We start from the raw sequence: 24,041 nt of genomic DNA, 5'->3' as shown, positions 1-24,041 counted from the left end.
CGTTTTCTACGCCAGTCGCCGGTTCCTGCGATACATATCCGTCCAGTAATGATCCATGGGAGCGGCAAAAGGTTCTATTTTCAACGCCAACAGTTGTCCGATATTTGCAAAACTATACGCAGCCACTTTGCGTTGTCTATTTTTCATATACGTCGCAGGCGGGATCCCGACTAGCTGTTTAAATTTTCGAATAAAGTAATATTCGTCATTGTAGCCGACTTGTTTAGCAACCTCACAAAGCTTCAGCTTGGGATTCTCCATTAAAAGCATGGCTCGATGAATTAATTGATAACCATTCTCACCATCCAATAACATTTTCGCTAATCCATGAAAACAACTAAAAAGCTGCTCCATCACCCTCAAGTGACAAAGCAGCTCTCTATTTCGTGACTATCCAGCATCCTGTAAAAATTTATACTGGGCTTGGATCAAACCGTAGTAAATCTTCTGTTCCTTCATAAGTTCATCATGGTTACCGATTTCCATCATGCGGCCGTGGTCTAACACGACGATTTTATCGGCATTTCGAATGGTCGATAGGCGATGCGCCACGATGAAAGAAGTCCGACCCGCAAGGAGAGTTTTGAGTGCTTCTTGGATTTTAAGCTCCGTATCGGTGTCAATACTCGCTGTCGCTTCATCCAGAATAAGCACACGCGGATTGGCGAGCAGCGCTCGAGCGAAGGAAATCAATTGACGTTGACCCATCGACAACACATTACCGCGCTCTTGCACTTCAGTATCATAACCATTCGGCAATGAAGCAATGAAATCATGAGCATGAACAGCTTTGGCCACTTGCTCAATTTCATCATTCGTCGCATCCAAGCGCCCAAAACGAATATTGTCTCGGATCGTACCGGAGAAAATAAACGTATCTTGGAGCACGACACCAATTTGCGAACGTAAGCTCTGAATGGTCACTTCGTTAATGTTAATACCATCAATCTCAATGCGCCCCTGATTGGGATCATAGAATCGGCAAAGTAAATTCATAATCGTACTTTTGCCTGAACCTGTATGACCGACTAAGGCAATGGATTGACCCGCTTTCACATCCAAGCTGATGCCATTTAAAGCAGGTCGTCCTGCTTCATATTCGAAAACAAGATCTTTGAACTTCACATTTCCTTGTACCTGCGGTAAATCTTTGGCACCTGGTATCTCAGCTACGATCGGTTTCTCATCCATGTATTCAAAGATCCGCTCGGCTGAAGCCATCGCAATCAGTAACTGTGAGTACATTTGCCCCAAACGTGTAATCGGCTCCCAGAAGTAACCAATATACGTCGCGAACGCTACGAGTAATCCGACTGAAATCTCTTCGGTTTGAATTAAATGCGCACCTAACCAGAAGAGAATGCAGTACCCAATCGCGCCTGTAATTTCAATCAACGGACCAAACGACTGATTGAGCATAGAAGCACGGTTCCAAGACAACCGATTCGTCATATTCATTTTCGTGAAAAATTGGATGTTTTCTTTCTCTTGCGTATAAGCCTGCGTGACGCGAATTCCTTGAATACACTCATTCAAATGGGCATTCAAACGCGACTGTTTCATCGTAACGTCCTGCCATGCGCGGCGAATTTTGGTCCGCAGCTTCGTCGAAATGATGAACATAATCGGGACAGTTACGATAATCGCAGCACCTAATTTAAAGTTAAAAGACAACAAAATAATGATAATACCAACTAACTGCACGACATCGATCAATAGATTGACAACGCCGTTCGTAAACAAATCTTGCAGGGAGTTTACATAGTTTGTTACACGAACAAGGACAGAACCAGCCGGTCTTGTATCGAAAAATCGAAATGAAAGCTTTTGAATATGACTAAAAAGGTCATGTCGAAGATCATAGATAACACGCTGTCCGATCATATTCGTATATTTGATACGAAATGTATTGGCGATCCATTGTATCAGATACACACCGAGCATAATGCCGACAATCAAGAAAAGTAACTGTTTATCTTTAGGAATAATGGCATTGTCAATCGCTTTTGAAATCAGCAAAGGAACAGTCAATTTTGTAATCGCGCCTACGAGCATCATGATGATAATAACGGGCAGCATTTGCTTTCGATATGGCTTCATATAGCCAAACAAGCGTTTTAATTGACCCCAGTTAAAAGGTTTTTCGATCAGTTCGTCATCTTGATAGACGAAACGATGACCTGTTTGCGAATCCGGATTTGTTGAAGCTGTCTCCGCTTCTGGATGTTTCGATTGCATACTCAATGTGCCAACCTTCTTTCTGGCATGGAGGAATGGGTGATCGGATTGACTTCAGCATCGACTGAATCTATGGAAGTGTCCTCTTCTCTAGCTACCGCCGCTTGGTTGTTGGCCGCATTTTGAGGCCCGTCCGCATACTGAATGTCATAGGTTTGACGGTACAAACCTTCTTGAGCAAGCAACTCTTGATGCGTTCCTCTTTGAATAACCCGCCCTTTATCTAGCACAATAATTTCATCTGCATGCTTCAAAGATGAGATCCGATGTGCAATGATGAATGTCGTACGTCCTGCCATGACTTCATCAAAACCTGCTTGGATTTCATGTTCGGTTTCCATATCTACCGCACTTGTGGCATCGTCCAGTACTAGAATTCTTGGATCTTTGATCAAGGCTCTAGCTATCGCAATCCGTTGTTTTTGTCCGCCAGATAGTCCGAGTCCGCGCTCGCCAACGACCGTATCATAACCTTCTGGCAGCTCCGATATGAAGCCATGCGCCTTTGCTAACTTGGCAGCCCGTATGATCTCGTCCATCGTCACATCTTTACGGCCATAGGCGATATTATTGCGAATCGTAGATGAGAATAAGAATGTTTCTTGAAAAACTTGGGCAATTTGGCTCCGGAAGCTCTCGATCTGTAAATTACGAATATCTTTTCCATCGAGCATGACTTTACCCTCTTTGACGTTATAAGCACGCATTAAGAGTGAAATCACTGTTGTTTTACCTGACCCTGTGCTGCCTAGCAGTCCAATAACAGAACCTGGCGGCGCATCTAAGGTAAAATCGTGCAAAGCAGGTTGTTTCTCAGGGTAATTGAACGTCACATGATCGAACCGTACATGCCCATCGACCTTCGTTAAGGCTTCGGCGTTCTCGCTATCTTTCACATGCATATAGTGATGAAGGACATCTAGAATTTTTTCCCCAGAAGCCTTCGTTTGCGTAAAGTTATTGATTTGGAAACCTAATCCCCACATCGGCCCAATGATGTACCAAATGAGACTGAAGCAGGCTACTAGTTCTCCTAGTGAGATCGATCCGTTAATAACCATATAACCGCCAGCCCCGAGCAGGATGACAACACTCAAGTTAGCCAAAATTTCCATGACCGGAAAATACTTTGCCCAAATGCTTGAGGCATCAATGTTCATTGATTTGTAATCTTCGTTGCGTGCCGCAAACTTGGAAACCTCATGTGATTCGCGTGCAAAAGATTTCACCGTCCGTACCCCAGTGATGTTTTCTTGAACAGCCGTTGTCATGGTACTCAAGGATTGGCGTACTAATCGGAAGGAAGGATGAATCTTGCCTTCAAAGCGGATTGCTGTAAAAGCCAAGAACGGCATCGTAATCATCGTAAGTAGCGCTAGCTTCCAACTGATTGAGAACATCATCGCCATCCCGAATACGAGCATAAGGAAGACGTTAAGCAATTGAGCGAAGCCAAAGCCGATAAACTGACGAATCGCTTCCAAGTCTGCCGTCAGCCTCGACATTAAATCGCCTGTTCTGGCTTGGTCGTAGTACTGGAACGACAAATACTGCAGCTTATTGTACATAGCATTCCTTAAGTGGTAAGCAACACGGTTCCCTAAGCGCCCCCCGCACAGACCATGTAGAAACTGGAAAATCCCTTTCGTGGATACAACCAATACAACAATAAGTGCTAAACGTGGTACAAGATCAAATTGCTTCTTGGAGATCACATTATCGATCAAATACCTCAATAAATTGGGATACACCAAGCCGAGCGCGGTAGCGATTGCAAGACATGCAATAGCTCCAAAAAACAGTTTCTTCTCTGTCCAAAAATATGGCTTCAGTTGCCTGAATACATCCACTTTGGGCCCTCCTTAAAAGGCTAGATTGGAAAAGCTTAGTAAGTGTGAACACTTTATGAATCTTAACACCATCGCTATATGTGAGCAATCAGGGGATACTCGGATTTAAACGCTTAATGTGGCATAATTTCACAAAATCGTGTAGGAATCCACTCTATTCTTTTAAATCATCGGGATACCCGCCAATGAAAGCCCTTACATGGACATTGCAAAAAAAAGGGCGATCAAGTTCAACTGAACCCGATCACCCTTTTGTTTAATGGCTAAACAAATGCCTTTAACTGATGCTGTTTGGATATGAGTTCATCCAAATCAATCTTCATTTCGAGTGCGTCACGCACGCCTTCTGCGTGCTCTTTGACCTGCTGTTCCATGAGTAATTTCTGAGAAATCAACCAATTTTCCAATTGGCCTCCATATGCGAGTTCAAGCTCAGACGTTTGCGCCTCGATAAAAGCAACGACAGGCGCATTGATCCGATTTTCCAAATCGGCTCTTAGCTTCGATTTCCCATCGCCTTCGAAAAATTGCTTCGCATTCTTGTAATAGCCCTGCAGCAGCTTCAAGCTGACGTCAGATGCTTCTAGCCTCGTCGTTACCTCTGGGGTTACGAACGTATTCGCCTCATAGGAAGCACGTTCAAAGCCTTCTAATAGTCGACTGAGCTCCTCGCCCCAACGATTCATCCGTTTCGAACTGATCAAATTCATGCGATTCTCTACACGAAGCGTGGTAGCAAGTACTTCTTGTGATAAATCGTGTCCGATCATACGCAGCAGCTCATTCCATGCGAATTGGAGGGCCGCTTTCGGGTCCTTGGCTTCATCACGGAACGTAGATGGATTGAAAGCAAAGTTATACAGCTCACCAAAGCGATACATCGTACGCTGTTTGACGTAGTACATGAGCTCTTGAATTTCTTTCTTCAGTTCCTTCAGCTCGGCATCATACTGCGTATCCTCCAACAGATCTAAGCCCTGCTTCTCGGATTCATCTAGCATAATCAACTGAAGCTTCCGTTCCGCCTCGCCTGACTGCGCACGTTCCAGCCATGTCTGCATGGTCGTAATCGCCCGATTCAATTCCAAATTCGCAGAATGAATAGCAACATCACTGAGCTCGTTTAACGTAAACTGAACAAATTGTTGTTCAAAAGGCTGAATACCTGATTGTTCAATCAGGCCTTCATTACCGTTAATTTTCCCTTCCGCCGCCAAATAACTGGAGATCGGGTAAATTCGCGGATGGCGAATCCCATGCTGTACTAAATTCGTTTCCACGTGGTGAACAACACCTGCCAGCTCTTCTGTGCTCGCAGCCAAATCAGCCGCATTGACGATGAAAAACATTTTATCCATCTCAAAGCTATCTTTGACACGTCCGAGCTGTAGAAGGAATTCACGATCTGCTTGTGAGAAAGCATGATTGTAATACGTGACGAACAGGATTGCATCCGCATTCTTAATATAGTTAAACGCGACACCGGTATGACGGGCATTGATGGAATCTGCTCCTGGTGTATCTACGAAGATAATGCCTTGATCGGTAAGCGGATTCGAATAATATAATTCTATAAATTCAACAAAGCAGGATTTGTGCTCTTCCGCCACATAGCCGGAGAACTCATCCTTGGTAATTTTAAGTTCGGTGCCAAGCTGATTTTCGGCTGCAGACCAGCCTTTCTCAACAGCTTTCAGGAAGGAGAAATGCGGCTTTCCTTTGGCTGTAACGTCAGCAGGTGACAGCTGACCGATCCGCTTCAGCGCGGAAGTCATATCCGTGGCATCCACGCCAAGGATTTGAAGGGAATACAGCACATCCTCTAGGATGGCGTCTGCCTTCTTCATCTTGACCTTGGCTGTGCCATGTGGCCATTCTTCCGTCGGCGGCATGATCTTGTTGATCGCTGCCGTTGTTGGGTTCGGCGACACCGGCAACACCCGCTCGCCAATCAACGCATTGGCGAAGGAGGATTTGCCTGCGCTGAATGCGCCGAACAGCGCAATCGTGAACGTCCGCTGGCGCAGACGATCCGCTTTCTCGCGCATGGACCGCGCGAGCGACCGCATCGACGGCAGTCCGTCGATAAGGCCAGAGGCCGCCTGCAAGTCGGCGGCCTTGCGCTCCATGCGCCGCCCGTGTTCACCTGTGGTGAACACGGATGACGGCACTGATGACGGCGCAGCTGCCTCCGCGTCATCAGTAGCTGTCACTCCCGCAGCCGCCGAAACTGATGACGCGGCGGCTTGCAGGATCATATCCATGGAGGTCACGTGCAGGTTAGCCCCGCTCAGCGGGGCTGCTGCCGGCTCCTCCATGTCCGTGAACTGCTGCGCATCCGGCAGCGCCGGCGCAGATGGTCTTACCCAGCTGGCCATCGCCAGCAGCTGGGTCTCTGCCGCCGCCTCGGCTTCCTCGAGGCGTGCGAGCTCGCGGCAGGCGCTCAGCCGGCCGCTTAGCTCTTGAAGTTCAGCCGCTAGCGCAGCGGCGGCTGGCAGCGAGCTATCGCGGACCGCAGCCGCAATGATATCAATCACCGCAAACGCCTGTTTGCGGTATTGCAGCTTAATCTCGCCAGCTACTTGTTTCATGTAGTTCAGCGTATACTCCCCGCCGAAACTCGCGCCAGGATTCACCTGAGACGCGAGCAAGGCACCTGTCACTTCTACTTTCAACGCTTCGATTTGTGAAATCAACGCCACGTCATGCAATCCTTGTTCATTGGCTGCTTTCTTGAGTGCATCTCGCAGATGCCAGTCTAGTTGTGCTTCTACTTGCTCAGCCAAATCGGTTTGAAACGCTGTTAGCCGTTTCTCAAGCTCTGCAGCCGTTTGTGCTGCACGTGAGAAGAAGCCAACCTTAAAACCAGGCTTACGGCTCTCCAAATAGGCATGCGCATAATCCCTCGTTAACGAAGGGGTAATGTTGGCATTTTCGATAATCGAGCCAACTTCTTTACGAATATCGATGATCAACGTTTCCGGCAAGTTCTTTAAAGTCGTAAGCTCAGCTTCCTTCTTAGCAGCTTGCGCCTGAACGTCCTCTACATCGCCTTCTTGGCTAATTGTTTCCAACAACCCTGCCTTCTCCGATTCATGCTGTTCCGCAAGCCATTTGCCATGCTCAGCGGCCAAGTAACGTGCAGAAGCGTCAATGCTATAGCTCCTTAAACTATCCCCACGTTCAATTAGCCCGTTTAGCAACCATTGCAGCTTGGCATATTCATTATGCGGATGAGCCGGCTCTTTCATCGTCACGAATAACAAATCATCTGGCTCGATGCCCCAATTCAGAAAAGCTTGCTTCGTGCCCGATTGGTACTGGGCAAATGGCAGCTCCCATTCCTTATGCTTATCAATCATATTCACGACAAGATAAAGTGGTTTACCCCATTCTTTCATCTTTTTCGTAAAAGCTAAATTTACTTCGGATTGTACATGATTGTAGTCCATTACATAGAACACCACATCAGCCAAGTGAAGGGCCGATTCTGTGGATTGATGATGGGCATCATCTGTAGAATCAATACCTGGTGTATCTAGCAATGCAGCATGCTCCCCTAGAAAGGAAATCGGATATGTGATTTCTACCGTTTCAATATCCGTGCCATTTACACAGTATGCTTCTAATTCACTAAGAGGGATTGTCGTAGTTTGACCGTTAGAGGTAATCATCCCTTCTTGACTGCGATGCGTAACATGCGCACCAGGGCTTCCATTTCGAATGCTAACAATGTTAGCACTCGTCGGAATTGGGCTCGAAGGCAATAATGCATGCCCGCATAGTTGATTAATCAACGTCGACTTCCCTGCAGAGAAATGACCGCAGAATGCAATGTTCATCCGCCCACTGTCGATTTTATCCAGCAGCTGCCCCATTTTCACAGCATTATCATGATCCCCAGCAGTCTGAAGCACCTGCTTCATTCCTTTGATCGCATCCGGCATGACCGTGATGCTTCTATCCATCAATTGCGTCATTCGTCCATTCCGCTCCTCTTTATTCCTGACTTACTTCGTTCTTGTCGCTATACAGAAAAAAAATCTCCCAAAGGGGAGATTCAGGTTTAAGTGAGGGCAATTTTTTCTTTTTCCGGTAGGAAAATTTCAAAAACGTCACGATGTTGAAGAATCGTAATGTCCGAATCCTTCACTTTCATCACAACAACCTCGGATTTCGTTTTCATTTTGTCTATGTAATTCTGAGGAACCTCACCGGATTCACTGACAGTTACACCTTCAATGACTTTTTCCTCATTATCGGCTAATGGTGTGTTGATCACTTGCTCATAAATATCAGAGAACAATTCGAAGCTATTCGTATATACGGCGATGCATTTCATTTCAATCCCATCCTTTGTCAGCATTTCATTTGTTTGTAATAGTTTTCCTAGTTGGCTTAGGTTTCATACGTTTCTTACCTTCTCGGCAATTGTCCAATAACGGACATAGGGTGCAGTTCGGGTTTTGTGCCTTACAATGATATCGCCCAAAGAAGATGAGTCGATGATGTGTAAGGGTCCATTCTTCGCGTGGTACTTTCTTCATGAGCTTCTTTTCAACTTCAAGCACAGAATCATCCCAGCCCACAAGTCCTAATCGCTTGGAGACTCGTTCCACATGCGTGTCAACAGCGATAGCTGGTACACCGAATGCATTCGAGACAACGACATTTGCCGTCTTTCGTCCAACGCCAGGTAATTCAACAAGTTGCTCATGCTTTTCAGGAATTTCACCGCCGAACTTGTCCAGCAGCAATTGACACAGCTTATGAATGTGACTAGCCTTGTTGCGAAATAATCCGATCCGCCGAATGTCTTGCTCCAATTCCTCTAAAGGAACAGCCAAGTAGTCTTCAGGCCGTTTGTACTTCTCAAACAAGTCCTTGGTAACTTTATTCACGGTTTCATCTGTACACTGAGCTGATAGTAAAACAGCAATCGTTAATTCAAACGGGTTACTGTGGTTCAGCTCACAATGAGCATCCGGATAAAGTTCACCGATGGTATCCAGAATATGTCTTACTGTCTTCTGTGTCATAGCTGATCTTCCTTAGGGTCGTAATATTCTCCAGTTTAGCGAATTGTAAGATCAGAATCAATCCTTGAAAGCGTCAAATTGCGAACATTTTCTAAAAAAATCCGTTTTTTTTTTGAAATTAAGTAAAAAACCGCCTGTTTGAGAAGATTTCCCTCTCTTTAACAGACGGTTGTACACCTATATTTGTTCAACTATCTTATTTTTCAACTTCTACAATTTTATCATCCAGCACATACAAGTTCACAAGATCACCTGAAACGTAGGAGGACGGTGACACAATTGTCGAACCATTATGGTAATAGGCTCTCGGGAACAAATTGTAGGTCGTGCGGTCCCCAGCACTAGCAGCTTTGACATACAGTTGATTCAATGAACTGCTGTAATGATCAATTTGACGTTGGGAAGCAACAGCAACTTGAATAAGTATTTTATCTGTTGCATCTTTCATCACTTGGACTCGATCCCCGACTTTAATCGAAGAGAAGCTCCAATCAATGCCACCATTCAACTTCACACTAAAGTTGCTTCCGGCGCTAATCACTTGACTTTTCCCAGTAAAATCTTGAACAGTCAAACTAGTTGTCGCTGCATTGACAGCCGTCACTTTACCACGAATTGGCGTAATGATCTCCGCTCTCGTCACGGTTAAACCTTTGAATGTCATTTTCACATAATCATCAGGAGCAAGATCTGCAATCGTTGCGCTGCTTCCATCTGCTCTTACAATCGGTACCCCATCGAGCGGGATGACATAATTCGTATTCGCGCTATCCATAACTGTCGCTTGTTTCAAGTTTGGATTGATTAAAAGCGTTTTGAATACCGTTGTTTTGGACGTCACAATCTTATTTACCGTACTTTGATCAAAGCTTAAGATAAGACTAACATTGTCGCCAACTTTCAAATCTGCAAGTGTACTGTTTGGCTTATTGGCAAGCTCTACAGTAGGCGCATAGTTTAGTTTAAACGTTAAGTTTTGGCCACTATCCGTCTTCAATGTCACATCATTGGTTAACAGATTTAACTGGGTCAGCACACCATCAAGCTGGGAAGACATTTGAATTTGTAAAACTGTTTTATTAGAAACTAGTAGATCTACATATTTACCAGGTGTAAAAATACCGCTAAACGAACTGAAAGGTAATTTATTTCCATTGTACATGACGGTAATACCGTCATTCAAAATATAGGCACTAGGGCTACCTGATGTATCAGTTACGGTTAAAATTTTGGATGAGTCCTTGTAATCAATTATTTTGGCAAAATATTTATTCTCAATCGAACGATTCGTTACCGTGATCATCGTAACTTTATTATTCAACACGTCCAGCTTTAATTGGTCACCCGCAGCCAGGTCATAAATGCTTGCGTTCGCCAGACCATTAATAACGACACGCGGGTTATCACTCAATTCATACGCATCTACGGTTTTACCTGACGTTTTATTGATTAGAATCGTCGATTTGTCATCCGTAAATTGCTTGAAGGTACCTTCTACCGTCGTACCCACATCAGCTTGCTTTTTAACTACAATTTTAACAATCTCACTGTTCTTAACGGTGTATTCTATCGAATCGCCAACATGGATGGCATCCACATTAATCAGCGTATTATCCGCAAGTGTCGCTACTAAATTACTAGAAAAGCCGAACGATTCTGTCGTGCCAGATGCGGGATCCATCAACGTCATTTGCATCGCATTTTTGTCTAGGGCTTGAATATCGCCAGTCGCTGTTTTGTTCACAGGGACCTGTTTCACAACGATAGAGGTATATTTATCACTATCGACTAACTGACTCTTACGAATTTGAATTGTGCTCCCTGTAACAATGTCACCCAAGCTTAATCCACGTCCATTAACATCAGTTACTGCCACATCCGAAGCAAGATCATAGCTCTCAAAGTCATCTAAGGTAGCTTTCATCGTTGCGAGGTTAAGCTTCAGCAATTGTCCCTCATGTACATCCATATGCACTACATCACTTGTAATTTCAACGAAATAAGCTGTGCCATTCACTTGGACTAGAGAAATTTCATTCGTTTCTTGCAGATCCTTCGGGGAGATCGCCGTGTCATTCGCTGTTCCATAGAAGACTGTATTTGGTGATAATTTGTATGTACTTGTGTTCCCGTCTTTGTCCATAATGCCGATGCTGCCGCTTGTAAGGCTTGTCATATAGCCCGTAACTACATGGTCAGGCAGTGTTGTCAATTGTTTCTGAGAACGGCTAAGGAAAGCTGCCATCTGTGCACGTGTTACAGCACCTTTAGGTTGGAACGTACCATCTTCAAAACCATCCACAATTTTTAGTGAAACAGCCGCATTCACAAATCCTAATGTTGTGGAGCTGATTTGATTGTTATCCGTAAACGATGTTGCCGAAGTGGATAAGCTGGATGCTAGCGAAGCTTTCCCAATGGCGCGAATTACAACTTCAGCTACCCATTCTCTCGTAGCTTTTTGCTGCCCCCATACGCCTGTTGGCTTCGTTCCCGCACTTCTTTGTTTCTCTTCTTCAGTGGAAATTAACCCTTTTTGAAGTGCAACGGCTACATAATTACGTGCGTATTTATCAACCAGCATGAAATCAGGAAATACCGTTTCAGACGTCATGGCATCGACATCCGCTTGGAACCCCATCATCCGAACAGCCATAATCAACACATCTTGTTGAGAAACGGAGTTCTCAGCACGATAAGCGCCGTCCTCATAGCCTTGAATAATACCCTCCAAAGCTAATTTGGAAATATGGCGAATCCCCCAATAATCGCTGCTCACATCAGGGAAAGATAGTCGTACATTTGAATTTGATGAACTTGTTGATGTTGTTGAAGTGACGGATGCAGCCAAGACTGGCGTACCTGCTAGACTTGTGATGATCAAAGAGCTTACGATAGCACTCGCCAATTTTTTATTTTTCATATTAAGTATAAACTCCTCTACAATTTCCCATTTAGTTAGGTCGTTTAATTGGATATGGCAGCTCTAAATGCCCCATTAAACTATCTACTTGTTTGCCATCTCTGAGTACGTATAATGATTTCACTTCCGGAAATTGGAACATGGTTTTCTTTAACGCTTGTAAAAATAAATCTTCTCCCGGTGCTCCCAACTGCGTTTTGGGACCGAAAGCCAGATCCAATCTCAATTCCCCTTTCGCCGAATCAAACTTCACACTCGTGAACTTGAGATCATCGAACAAAGGTACTGCTTTGGGATCGTCGCTCTTCTGAAGTGCCTTCAGGGCAGCTTCATACACGTCTGACTCCTTAGGAATACTGACAGTAACCACTTTTTCTATCAATTTCATTTCGTCTTGATCACTGTAGTAAGCCTTCACCTGTTGTTGTTTCATTGGCGCTGTCGTTGCCTTAGGTGCAGTGGTTTGAACTGGTGCTGTGGCAACAGGTGTAGCTGTAGCTTGCGGAGTTGCAGTCGGTGCTGCCGCTCCGGTAAATTGCACTTTTTGGCCACAAGCCGTCAACGACAACGTGATGGCACTTACAAGAAGCGCTCCTTGAACTAGGCGACTTGTTTTGGTCATCTTATTCACTCCTTAGCGTGATGCTTAGCCTAACTAGTCTATGTAGCGTCCGCTTCTTGGTTTCAATCGTTATTTTAGGTTCAAATATTCCTTAATGGCGGTAACGAGCGCTGCCGCTATTTTGTCTTGAAAAGCGTCTTTGTACATCGCGGTTTCATCATTCTTATTGGATAAGTAACCAACTTCAAGCAAGACAGCAGGCATGGTCGTTTTGGTGATTACCCGATAGTCAGCTTCACGCACTTTACGGTCAGCAAAGCCCGTTGCTGGCACAGCATACTTATGAATAACATTGGCAAAAGCTAAGCTTTCTGGTCTGTTGTAATACGTTTCTGTGCCCGATACCGTAGCTTTGGCGCTGTTCCCATGGATCGATAAGAAGAGATCCGCCGCAATGTTATTGGCAAAAGAAACCCTGTCATCCAGTGGAATAAAGGTGTCATCCGAACGTGTCATAAGGACGTGAATCCGCTTATCCTGTGCAAGTAACGCCTCTACCTTCTTCGCTGTCGCAAGTGTAAAATCCTTCTCGTGTCTCCCAGTAATGGAAAGTGCTCCTGGATCGTTATCTCCGTGTCCTGCATCAATGACGACCGTTAACTTCCGTTCGCCAAGCGTAGCCTTCCATTGATTGGGCAGCTTGGTTGGCTGAACTTGATAATCCGTTGGTGTATTTAAATCCAAAATAATTCGCACTGTAGCAGGATTAGCGTTGAAATTAGAAAACCGCACCTTGGAAACACGCGTTTGCTTGGAAGGCAATTCGCCAGAATTTTTCACAAGTAATTTCTTCAATGAATCATCCAGCGTCGTATTCGGAAAATCAAATACAAGTCGTGATGGATTCGATAAAGTAAGAACCTTAGGCTCTAAAGGGCCATCCTTCGCTGTCACGGTTAAATCAGTTTCGGATAGAACAATGGATGTTATCAGATGAACAGATGGATCAGGCGTTACTGTTCCACTTCCAGACCCGGTAGTTGGCTTCGTGTCAGGTGGTTTGACTTCAGGGTTGGAGGTATTATCTGTAGGATCAGTACCGTCAACAGGCCCTGTTACAGGCTTGGAATCAGAGTCGTTGTCCTTGAACATATGAACCGAAGACGTTGCGCCATCCCATTTAAATTCAATACCCAATACTTCACCAATGAAACGCAGTGGCAGCATGGTTGTCCCATTTTCGATCTTAGGACCTACTTCTAATGCTTCTTTTTTCCCATTAATAAGTGCTGTTGTATTATCGATGACAAGTTGAATATTCGTTTTATCTTTTGTAATCGTCACCTTCCGGGATGCTTCGTCCCATGTCACAAGAGCACCAATTTGCTCGACAATAATGCGCAGGGGAACAATCGTATTCCCATTCACGATACGCGGCTGAACATCAACGGAATCCAACTGCTTTTCATTCATAAATAGTGTAATCGCTTTAGGAGCTTCAGCTCCAAGGGCCGTTGTTGGAATGAGCAGCAGACAAATAAGCAAGAACAAACAAAATGCAGGAAATTTCATCATTCACCTCTATGTAATGTCGGAATTAGGGGATGTAAACAAAACCGTATGTAATCTCACCTATCAATCTATCAGCATCTTTAATATTATAGCAAAATTGTCTTATTCCTGACAGCACAACCTCCATTCCTTCGACATTCTAGTAACCTATTAGACGTAACAAGTTGCCAAAAGTTGCAAGATTTCTCCATAAAAATCATGGGATAAAACAACAAAAAAGCGCATCCCCCGCTGGGGATACGCTTAATTTGTCAAGCTTATTTGTAAGCTAACCGCTTTTGGTGCGCTTGCTCATATGCTGTGATTTTCGCTTCATGTTGAAGTGTCAAACCAATGTCATCCAAGCCTTGCAGCAAGAATTGACGACGGTGTTCATCGATATCAAAGTTGATTTCAAGCCCGTACTCATCTGTCAACTTGTTGTTCTCAAGGTCAACATTCAACTTGTAACCTTCGTGCTTCGCTGTGCGTTGGAACAAATCCTCAACTTGCTCTTCCGACAATTTGATTGGCAGAATGCTGTTTTTGAAACAGTTGTTGTAGAAAATGTCTGCATAGGAAGGCGCGATGATGACGCGGAAACCGAAATCTTGAATCGCCCAAGGCGCATGCTCACGGGAGGATCCGCAACCGAAGTTCGCTCTGGAAATCAGAACGGAAGCTCCTTGATAACGTTCTTGATTTAACGGGAAGTTCTCGATCACGTTGCCTGCTTCGTCCCATCTCCACTCGAAGAAAAGGAATTGTCCAAAACCAGAACGCTCAATTCTTTTTAGAAATTGTTTAGGGATAATTGCATCTGTATCTACGTTTACACGGTCTACAGGGCCTACTAATCCTGTATGTTGTTTGAAAGCTTCCATAGTTCTCATTCTCCTTAAAGTTTCGCTATTGCAAAACTAGCATCGTAAACATTGATTTCCATAATACTTAATTAAGCTTGTTGATATTCTTTGATTTCCCAATCACGAACGTCATAGAAATGACCTTTGATTGCTGCAGCTACAGCCATTGCTGGGGATACTAGATGTGTACGTCCACCGCGGCCTTGACGACCTTCGAAGTTACGGTTGGATGTGGATGCGCAGCGTTGTCCTGGTTGAAGAACGTCAGGGTTCATCGCTAGACACATGGAGCAACCTGCATCACGCCATTCGAATCCAGCGTCGGAGAAGATTTTGTCCAAACCTTCTTTCTCAGCTTGAATTTTAACACGGCCTGAACCTGGAACTACAATTGCTGTTACGCTTGGATCTACTGTGTATCCTTGTGCAATCTTAGCAGCTGCACGAAGATCTTCAATACGTCCATTTGTACAAGAACCGATGAAGACATAATCCACTTTCAGTTCAGTCATAGGCGTTCCTGGTGTTAAATCCATATATTCAAGCGCTTTTTCAGCAGCTTTACGTTCATTTTCTGTTTCAAAGCTTTGTGGATCTGGAACCAAAGAAGTAACACTTGTCCCCATGCCAGGGCTTGTTCCCCAGGTCACTTGCGGGATTAATGTATCAGCGTCGAATTCCAATACCCAATCATACTCAGCGCCATCGTCAGTCACAAGATTGGACCATTCAGCAACGGCTTCGTCAAAATCAGCGCCTTGTGGTACATATTCACGACCACGTAGATACTCAAATGTCGTTGCGTCAGGAGCAATTAGACCTGCACGAGCTCCACCTTCGATGGACATGTTACAAACGGTCATACGCTCTTCCATGGAAAGTCCACGAATCGCTTCGCCTGTATACTCAATTACATAACCTGTAGCAAAGTCTGTGCCGTATTTCGCGATCACACCAAGAATCAAGTCCTTAGCTGTTACGCCTGGTTTCAAACTGCCTGTAATGCGAACTTCCAGGGATTTCGCTCTGGATTGTTGAAGCGTTTGAGTCGCCATAACGTGCTCAACTTCACTCGTTCCGATACCGAAAGCAAGTGCGCCGAATGCGCCATGTGTCGATGTGTGGCTGTCGCCGCATACGATGGTTTTACCTGGGTGTGTAAGACCAAGCTCAGGCCCCATAACGTGAACAACCCCTTGATCAAGGCTGTCTAGATCGAACAGCGTGACACCGAAATCACGACAGTTTTGGGAAAGTGTATCAATTTGTTGCTTCGAAATAGGATCTGTAATATTGAAACGATCCTTCGTAGGTACGTTGTGATCCATCGTTGCGAACGTCAAATCTGGACGACGAACTTGACGACCGGACAAACGAAGTCCTTCGAAAGCTTGCGGTGAAGTTACTTCATGTACTAAATGCAAATCAATATAAATAACGCTAGGCTTGCCATCTTCCTGGTTAATAACGTGATTATCCCAAATCTTCTCGAACATTGTCTTTTTACTCATACCAGTCACCTCTTGTCATTATCCGCATTAGTTTGCTAATGTCTTACCCTCATACAGTACTTTAGCACGATTCGCGTCATAGTTCCAAGATATAATAACTATAAGCTTGATAGCTGAATCCTATAAAAGCAAATAAGCATTGACATCACAATTGATAATGATTATCATTCTCCTTGTCGGTAATGAAATGGCCATCGCTACCACAATGTTAGATGACTACATACATTCAGGGGGATTACTGTGCGATATTTTAATAAAACAATTACTTTTACTCTTTCACTTATGTTACTTCTCATTACCTCAGCATGCGGTAGTACGACCTCTACGTCAACGACTTCTACTTCAACGTCTGCACCATCTGTACAGCCAGCTGCAACACCCGCTACGGACGCAGTGAAAACAATCACGCATCCCTTAGGTACAACTACAATTAAAGGCACGCCCAAACGCGTCGTCACCCTTGAATGGGCATACACCGAAGATGTACTTGCGCTCGGCATTCAACCGGTAGGTGCAGCTGATATTAAAGGATATCAAAATTGGGTAAATGTAAAGCCAGCATTAGATGCTTCAGTTGTCGATGTAGGAACTCGTCAAGAACCTAATTTAGAAACCATCACAGGTTTGAAACCAGATTTGATTATAACAAGCACTTTGCGTTCGAGTAAAAATTACGAGGCTCTTTCCAAAATCGCGCCAACCATCGTATTTGAATCCTATCCAGCTGAAGGAAAAGGCGATCAATTTGAAGGAATGTTAACGACATTCAAGACAATTGCTGATGTAACAGGTAAGAAAGCTGAGGGTGACAAAGTTACTACAGATCTTGATAAATCATTTGCAGATTTGAAAACGAAATTAATAGCTGCGAAAAAAGATGGCGCCGAGTTTGCTTTAACGCAAGCATACAGCAATCAAAACAATGCAGAGCTTCGTATGTTCACGGACAACTCCATGGTCGTACAAATCTTGCAACGTATCGGTTTGAAAAATGTATTTAAATCCAGCAAATTTGAGCTTTATGGGTTCTCAACTGCTTCCGTAGAAGCTCTGCCTGCTGTTCAAAATGCGAACTTCTTCTACATTGTTCAAGATGCGGATAATGTCTTTGAAAAACAATTGAAAGACAATGCGGTTTGGAAAGGTCTTTCCTTCGTAAAAGAAAACAAGACGTTCAAATTGCCTGGCAACACTTGGACATTCGGCGGGCCGTTATCTGCCAAAGTATTCGCTGAGTTGGCGGCTACTTCCTTAATGAAATGATCAAACCTGCGATGAAATCGAAAACAAATCTTTTCGTTTTAATTGAGTGGAAAACACTCCTTGTGTTCGGCGGTGGCTTGATTGCACTCTGCCTGCTGCTCTTCGCAAACATCACGCAAGGAGAAGCAAGCATCTCCGTTCATACGGTGATTCAAGCCTTGCTGTCTCCACAAGATACCCCCGACCATCTGATGGTGCGGGGGCTTCGCATGCCGCGCGCAGTCATGGGCATGTTAGCTGGCGCTGCGCTTGCAGTCGCTGGCGCACTTCTTCAAACGGTGACACGCAATCCGCTGGCTTCTGCATCCACGTTAGGACTGAATGCAGGCGCATATTTCGTGATTGTCCTTGCGGCGGTTTATTTTCCAAGCCTCAAGTCCGATCACGCTCTGTTGCTTGCACTAGTTGGTGCTTGCGGCGCCGCACTCATGGCCTATTTCATGTCTGGTGGGCGTAAAAGCTCACCGCTTCGGATGGCACTGGCAGGGATGATCGTCACGCTAGTTCTATCGGCTTTCACGAGCGGTCTTCAAATCATGTTTGAAAATGAGACAAACGGTTTATTCATGTGGGGATCAGGAGCCTTAGGTCAGAATGACTGGCATGGTGTTCAATATGCGTTACCTTGGATTTGCATTGGACTTGTTTTAGCGTATCTCTTCAGTCAAAAGTTAGATATGCTTGCGCTTAGCGAAGAAACAGCTGTCTCTTTAGGCGAGAATGTGAATCTTGTTCGTCTTATTGCTTTAGCCGCAGCTATTCTTCTCGCTGGTGTCACGGTAAGTGTGGTTGGACCGATCGGATTTATCGGTCTCATTGCCCCTCACCTTGTCCGTCTAATCGGTTTACAGCGGCATCGTTGGTTGATTCCAGGCAGCGCCCTTTGGGGGGCCGTTGTTTTACTAGGTGCAGATACCATCGCCAAAATGTTTCGCAGTACACTCGGCGAGCTCCCCGCTGGTTCTGTCACAGCATTGCTTGGCGCACCGTGGTTGATCTGGCTCGCGTTACGCGGGTCTCGCATGAAGTCAAGCGGAGAGAGCAGTTCCATGAGCGTTGGTTATGTGGGCACCAAACTTCCTTATGTACTGCTTATCATATTCTCATCCCTTGCGCTAGTTTTCTTGCTCCTATTCGGTCTTACTTCAGGTGCCATGCGCATCCCCTTATCAGAGGTTATTGCCGTATTAACCGGACATGGCGAAGAGATGTTTCGCCATGTAATCCTAAACTTGCGTCTTCCACGTATTCTTGTTGCAGCACTTGCAGGCGCTTCCTTAGCTGTCGCAGGCTCCATGATGCAGGGAGCCGTGCGAAACCCACTTGCCGACCCTTCAGTCGTTGGTGTCACTTCAGGGGCTGGGATGGGTGCACTACTGGTGCTGACGATCTGGCCCACTTCTTCAGGCACTTGGGTGCCCGTTGGAGCGATTATTGGTGCACTCCTTTCCGCTGGAAGTGTTTACGCCCTGGCTTGGAAAAAGGGGCTCAATCCCGTTGTTTTAATTCTTGTGGGCATCGCAATTTCGGCGCTTGGCTCGGCCGTGATCCAGTTTCTGATCATCCAATCAAAGCTTGGCGCAGCACCAGCACTAACTTGGCTGGCCGGCAGCACCTACGCAAGAGGCTGGAAAGAATGTGTTCAACTGCTCATTACAACGGTTATTTTAATCCCTAGTGCGTGGTTCCTCGGACGTCGTGTCGATTTATTGGCTTTCGGTGATCATGTCTCGCTCGGACTAGGCTTAAAGTTACAGAAAACTCGCCTCCTTACGGCAACAATAGGCGTCCTAGTTGCTGCAATTGCAGTTGCATCTGTGGGTACGATAAGCTTTATTGGCTTATTAGCCCCACACGCTGTACGTCTTTTCTTAGGCCAGCATCATCAGAAATCCGTAGTACTATCTGCTATTCTGGGTGCAATATTACTTACGGGAGCTGACATCATAGGAAAAACGATACTCCTTCCTAAAGAGATACCCTCCGGTATCATCGTAGCGATGATTGGTGCTCCCTATTTATTGTTCTTAATGTATAGAAGCACGGTGCGAAAATAGCCAAATATACCCATAAAGGGCAGTGTAACTGGATGAATCCAGTCGTCACTGCCCTTCTGGTTATATATTCCTTTGTTCCATCTTGTTTCAGCCCTTAAAGCTTGATATGATAGCCTTCAAGCTAACTATAAAGGAGTCTTTTCTTCGAATGGAATTACGTCAGTTACAATATGCCATCCAGATTGCCATAGAACGAAATTTCTCACGAGCGGCGGAGAAGCTTCACATTGCCCAACCGTCTTTGAGTCAGCAATTGTCCAAGCTTGAGAAAGAGCTTGGTGTACTCCTTTTTCAAAGAAGCACCAACTCCGTTGAGCTCACGCATGCGGGTTCATTATTCGTTGAGAAGTCTCAAAAAATACTCGATATGATTGAAGGACTCAAGAAAGAAATGGAAGACATTTCCCAAATGAAGAAAGGCCGACTTGTCATTGGCAGTATGCCGATCACAGGATCAACCATTTTACCCTTCGTCGTACCCGTCTTTCAAGCAGCTTATCCCGATATAGAAATTTCACTTGTGGAAGAAACATCTTCCAATCTCGAAACATTAACTGTGAATGGCCAGACCGATATTTCACTTCTGTCACTGCCTTTGCGCGAGGAATCTCTCGTTTATGAGACATTATTAGAGGAAGAAATTATTCTCGCTGTTCCGCCGCTGCATCCTTTGGCTAGAAGCAAAGAGCCTATTCAAATCTCGCTGTTAGAAAAGGAAGCCTTCATCGCCTTGAAAAAAGGACAAGGATTCCGGAAACTAACACTTGACCTGTGCCAGGAGGCTGGTTTTACTCCGAACATCGTCTTTGAATCGAGCAATATGGAAACGGTACAGTCGTTGGTTGCCGCAGGGATGGGTATTGCTTTCGTGCCATATTTAATTTCCAAGCGAAGCTTGAGTCAGCTTTCTCCGGTCAATGTTACTTTAGAGGGGCGCCCCACGCGCAAGCTTGTTATCGCTTATCGCAAAGGCCGCTATATTTCCAAAGCCGCGGAAGCGTTTATTTCCACAATGAAAGAGGTTATGCAAACGATTCAATAGAATCTACATAACCTCGATACCCGATTAGGAGGGAATCCATGTGAGTCGAACACTAATCATTTTTCTATGTATAGCAAGCTTGTTGGATGCCGGTTTAACAGATATGGGACTTCGTATGCAGTTAATTGGTGAAGCCAATCCGATCATGGCGTTCCTGTATGAACACAGCTATCTTGCTTTTTACGGGATTAAAATCATTCTCCCCCTCTCGCTTTTCTTTATCGCAACGAAAGTTGGCAAGCGCGTGCTGATTAACAATTTGTTCCGCTTTTCTACCGTTGTCTATATGGGGATCCTACTTTTACATACGTACTGGATTTCAACTTCCCTCTCTCACAGCTTGAATATTTGAATTGTACGCTGCAATTGGGTGACCATGCGCAGCATTTGTTCCGATTGAATAACAACTGCTTTTACTGAACGTGTCTGCTGCACCATCGATGTAGATACCTGTTCAGTTCCCGCCGCGGATTGCTGCGTAATCGCTGATATGTTCTCCATCGTACCGGTAATAAATTGCGCCGCATTCAACATCTTCTGACTTTCCCCAGTAAACTCACTCATACGCTGTGTAATGAACTGAATGCTTTCAACCATCTCACCAAAAATCTTTTCAGTAGCCTCAATGGATTCTGTCTGCCTGCGGGCAATTTCTTCATTGATTTGAATATTTTTCTGAGCCATCTTAATATTATTTTCGATATTATGTACCATATGGAATACACCTTTTGCCGATTTCGATGATTCCTCCGCCAGCTTGCGTACTTCTTGTGCGACAACGGAAAAGCCTCGACCATGTTCACCGGCACGTGCTGCCTCAATGGAAGCATTCAATGACAATAAATTCGTTTGTTCAGCAATCTCCGAAATGGTACGCGTGATAGAGCTAATGCCTGCGGCTTCTTTGACAAGATCATCAATGGTGCCCGATACATTACTCGTCGCTAGTACGATATGGGATACACTCTCGGATTGGCTTTCAACGGCCCTCATCCCTTTTTTCACTAATTCAAGGGTTTGACCGCAGCGATTATTCATTTCATGTGTCGAATCAACATAATCTGTGATTTTCGTTTCGATTTCTTTTACGACAGAGAAGCTCTTGAATACACCAGATGAAATCTCATTAGCTCCCTCGGCAAGAGACGTGACGGATCCCGTTGCTTCAACAATCATCGTATTAATGCCTTCATTTTTATGATAAATATCACGGCTGGAGTCCGCCACATGCTTGGAAATTGAAGCTGTCTCATTCAAGAGCTCTTTCAATTTCACGATCATCGCGTTAAAAGAACGACCCATATCGCCTAATGCATCCTTCGAGGAAGCATCTACCGTTTGCGTGAAATCACCTTTGGCAATATTCATTGCAACGCGGGTCACATTATCAATCGGCTCTGTTAATGCTTTTTCTAAGAAACGCACATAAGGAAAGCTAAACACCATCAGAATAAGCGAAGATGATAAGGCAAAAATAATGGATACGTCTGCTGTCAGCATCAGTGTCAGGATAATAATTGTGTAAAAGACAACGATGGTATAGTAGCCTAGCTGCAGCTTAGCACGAAAGGATTGAGCTAGAAACCAGTTCATAAGGGATCGACCTCTCTTTTGCAAAAATGTTGTTTTACTGCCATAGGATGAGGTCCATATACCACGTCATCAATGGGTCTCCGAAGCAAAAACAGACTAGACCAGCAACTGCGATGAAAGGACCATAGGGAATAGGTGAACGCCGATCCAGCTTACCTGAGGCGATTAGAGCCACACCGATGACGCTGCCAAGCAGCGCCGAGAGAAAGATGCACAAAAGCACAAGCTTGATTCCCATGACAAGTCCAACTAACGCCATCAATCGTATATCCCCAAAGCCCATAGCAGGCTTCCCCATCCAAGTTGCTACTAGGGAAATCAGTATCAACGTTCCTCCACCAACCATAAACCCCAACGCATATTGCCAAATCGGTAAAGGATGTACGAACAATCGTAATCCAGTAAACAGAAGCATCGCGGGGTATATGATTTTGTTAGGCAACAGCATGTAAGCCAAATCACTCACCGTGAGAATGAGAAGCACAGACACCAGCGGATACGCAATCCACAGTTCATGGAGTGAGACCATGAAGGGAAGTGCGGCGAATAAGAGTCCACCTACCAACTCACCGACCATATAGACGGGAGAAATGGACGCGTTGCATGTATGACATCTTCCTTTTCGAATTAACCATCCAAAAATAGGAATTAAGTCAATCGCGTTAAGCTGACGCCCACAACTTCCACAGCTGGATCGCGGAGTTACGACAGATAATCCTTTCGGCACCCTTAATCCCACCACATTAAAGAAAGATCCGAACAAGGCACCCACGATGAATAAAAAGACTGTGTAACTCCATGCTTCCCATCCCATTGCCTAACCCCCTCATGATGTCTCTACTTTAATTCCCTATTACCTGCTAAAAATCAGCCTTTTTCGCATATTCTCGGTTACTCACAGGCGCTGTCCCTAGTTGAACCTGCAACCAAGCAGCCAACTGGTTAAAGCTTTCAATCGTAACGGTGATCGATTGCTTCTGGCCATTCGCTCCTGCCATTTCAATCTCGATCTTATTCTCAGCTTCTGTACAGACCACCAGGTATTGTGTCATATCATTGTTTACTTCCTCACTCCAATTACACATCACACTGCTAGTGAAGTTTTTCATCGGTCCAATCCCCCTAAATAAGTTAATGATCTTACCGCCATTCACAGCTTTAAATGGTTGCGTTCTGTTTGAAGCATTTACTGAAACCTGTTCGTTGGCTTCAGGCATTTCAAGTTCTGAAGCTTGGATTTCATGAATTTCTTGGATATCATGGATCTCTCGTATTTCTTCCATCCCTTGGATTTCTTGCGTTTCCTGCGTTGGTTCTTCGAATGACATCTCTAAGGTCATCTCATTAAGCTCCTCTAAACTCAGTTCAATAGGAGGAGGTTCAATGTCCACGGCAACCCCTTCGATGGGTTCATCAGAGGCAGATTTTCCCTCAGCAGCTTCTCCGTACTCACGCGCAGAAGCTGCTTCCAGCTGGTTAATTTCCCATTCCTCATCCATATCCCCTTGCATAACAGCCGCAAGCCGCTCCATTTCTAAAGTGCGAT

17 protein-coding genes are annotated in these 24,041 nt (G+C 44.9%); 4 read left to right on the top strand and 13 right to left on the bottom strand.

The features are described 5' to 3' along the window. Positions 1-6: 6 nt before the first annotated feature. The 11 genes from A8709_RS14130 to leuC all read right to left on the bottom strand — a co-directional run bounded on the left by A8709_RS14130 (position 7) and on the right by leuC (position 16,540). Positions 7-354: a helix-turn-helix transcriptional regulator gene (locus A8709_RS14130; protein ID WP_065853019.1), complete on the bottom strand. Its 348-nt coding sequence runs from the start codon at positions 352-354 to the stop codon at positions 7-9. Positions 355-390: 36 nt separating this feature from the next. Then, on the bottom strand, positions 391-2,238 hold the full coding sequence (locus A8709_RS14125; RefSeq protein WP_065853359.1) for an ABC transporter ATP-binding protein: 1,848 nt from the start codon (positions 2,236-2,238) through the stop codon (positions 391-393). Positions 2,239-2,240: 2 nt separating this feature from the next. After that, positions 2,241-4,088: an ABC transporter ATP-binding protein gene (locus A8709_RS14120; RefSeq protein WP_065853018.1), complete on the bottom strand. Its 1,848-nt coding sequence runs from the start codon at positions 4,086-4,088 to the stop codon at positions 2,241-2,243. Positions 4,089-4,351: 263 nt separating this feature from the next. Then, the gene (locus tag A8709_RS14115) at positions 4,352-8,068 is read right to left on the bottom strand and encodes a dynamin family protein (protein ID WP_065853017.1); all 3,717 of its coding nucleotides are present in this window, start codon (positions 8,066-8,068) and stop codon (positions 4,352-4,354) included. 86 nt (positions 8,069-8,154) lie between these two features. Beyond that, complete coding sequence (locus A8709_RS14110; protein ID WP_028554377.1) at positions 8,155-8,430, bottom strand: hypothetical protein; 276 nt, start codon at positions 8,428-8,430, stop codon at positions 8,155-8,157. Between the two features lie 25 nt (positions 8,431-8,455). Continuing rightward, the gene (gene nth, locus A8709_RS14105) at positions 8,456-9,127 is read right to left on the bottom strand and encodes an endonuclease III (RefSeq protein ID WP_065853016.1); all 672 of its coding nucleotides are present in this window, start codon (positions 9,125-9,127) and stop codon (positions 8,456-8,458) included. A gap of 196 nt (positions 9,128-9,323) precedes the next feature. Continuing rightward, the gene (locus tag A8709_RS14100) at positions 9,324-12,050 is read right to left on the bottom strand and encodes an S-layer homology domain-containing protein (RefSeq protein ID WP_065853015.1); all 2,727 of its coding nucleotides are present in this window, start codon (positions 12,048-12,050) and stop codon (positions 9,324-9,326) included. Between the two features lie 31 nt (positions 12,051-12,081). Continuing rightward, positions 12,082-12,672 carry a GerMN domain-containing protein gene (locus tag A8709_RS14095; RefSeq protein ID WP_065853014.1) on the bottom strand — a complete coding sequence of 197 codons (591 nt, stop codon included), beginning with the start codon at positions 12,670-12,672 and terminating at the stop codon, positions 12,082-12,084. 69 nt (positions 12,673-12,741) lie between these two features. Further along, positions 12,742-14,184 carry an N-acetylmuramoyl-L-alanine amidase family protein gene (locus A8709_RS14090; RefSeq protein ID WP_065853013.1) on the bottom strand — a complete coding sequence of 481 codons (1,443 nt, stop codon included), beginning with the start codon at positions 14,182-14,184 and terminating at the stop codon, positions 12,742-12,744. 257 nt (positions 14,185-14,441) lie between these two features. Further along, a complete protein-coding gene (gene leuD, locus A8709_RS14085; protein ID WP_065853012.1) occupies positions 14,442-15,047 on the bottom strand; it encodes a 3-isopropylmalate dehydratase small subunit in 606 nt (201 codons plus the stop codon). 71 nt (positions 15,048-15,118) lie between these two features. Beyond that, positions 15,119-16,540 carry a 3-isopropylmalate dehydratase large subunit gene (gene leuC / locus A8709_RS14080; protein ID WP_065853011.1) on the bottom strand — a complete coding sequence of 474 codons (1,422 nt, stop codon included), beginning with the start codon at positions 16,538-16,540 and terminating at the stop codon, positions 15,119-15,121. 240 nt (positions 16,541-16,780) lie between these two features. Here leuC and A8709_RS14075 point away from each other — a divergent pair, with 240 nt between their 5' ends. The 4 genes from A8709_RS14075 to A8709_RS14060 all read left to right on the top strand — a co-directional run bounded on the left by A8709_RS14075 (position 16,781) and on the right by A8709_RS14060 (position 21,254). Continuing rightward, positions 16,781-17,803, top strand: a complete 1,023-nt coding sequence (locus tag A8709_RS14075; RefSeq protein ID WP_341833425.1) for an ABC transporter substrate-binding protein — start codon at positions 16,781-16,783, stop codon at positions 17,801-17,803. 11 nt (positions 17,804-17,814) lie between these two features. Then, positions 17,815-19,860 (top strand): Fe(3+)-hydroxamate ABC transporter permease FhuB, encoded by a 2,046-nt coding sequence (gene fhuB / locus A8709_RS14070; RefSeq protein ID WP_065853357.1) that lies wholly within the window; start codon positions 17,815-17,817, stop codon positions 19,858-19,860. A 148-nt stretch (positions 19,861-20,008) separates the two neighbouring features. Further along, a complete protein-coding gene (locus tag A8709_RS14065) occupies positions 20,009-20,902 on the top strand; it encodes a LysR family transcriptional regulator (protein ID WP_065853010.1) in 894 nt (297 codons plus the stop codon). Positions 20,903-20,942: 40 nt separating this feature from the next. Further along, positions 20,943-21,254, top strand: coding sequence for a DUF5658 family protein (locus A8709_RS14060; RefSeq protein WP_065853009.1), 312 nt, complete (start codon positions 20,943-20,945; stop codon positions 21,252-21,254). On the opposite strand, the gene A8709_RS14055 is transcribed toward A8709_RS14060, so the two are convergent. Both A8709_RS14055 and A8709_RS14050 read right to left on the bottom strand, forming a co-directional pair. Next, complete coding sequence (locus tag A8709_RS14055) at positions 21,236-22,495, bottom strand: methyl-accepting chemotaxis protein (protein ID WP_065853008.1); 1,260 nt, start codon at positions 22,493-22,495, stop codon at positions 21,236-21,238. The two genes, A8709_RS14060 and A8709_RS14055, sit on opposite strands and share 19 nt — an antisense overlap. 34 nt (positions 22,496-22,529) lie before the next feature. Further along, the gene (locus A8709_RS14050; protein ID WP_065853007.1) at positions 22,530-23,309 is read right to left on the bottom strand and encodes a prepilin peptidase; all 780 of its coding nucleotides are present in this window, start codon (positions 23,307-23,309) and stop codon (positions 22,530-22,532) included. Positions 23,310-24,041 lie beyond the last annotated feature (732 nt).

Source organism: Paenibacillus pectinilyticus, assembly GCF_001700435.1.
GTDB classification, from domain to species: domain Bacteria; phylum Bacillota; class Bacilli; order Paenibacillales; family NBRC-103111; genus Paenibacillus_E; species Paenibacillus_E pectinilyticus.
The sequence above is the reverse complement of the archived record's forward strand: the minus strand, read 5'-3'. Positions and strand labels throughout refer to the sequence as shown.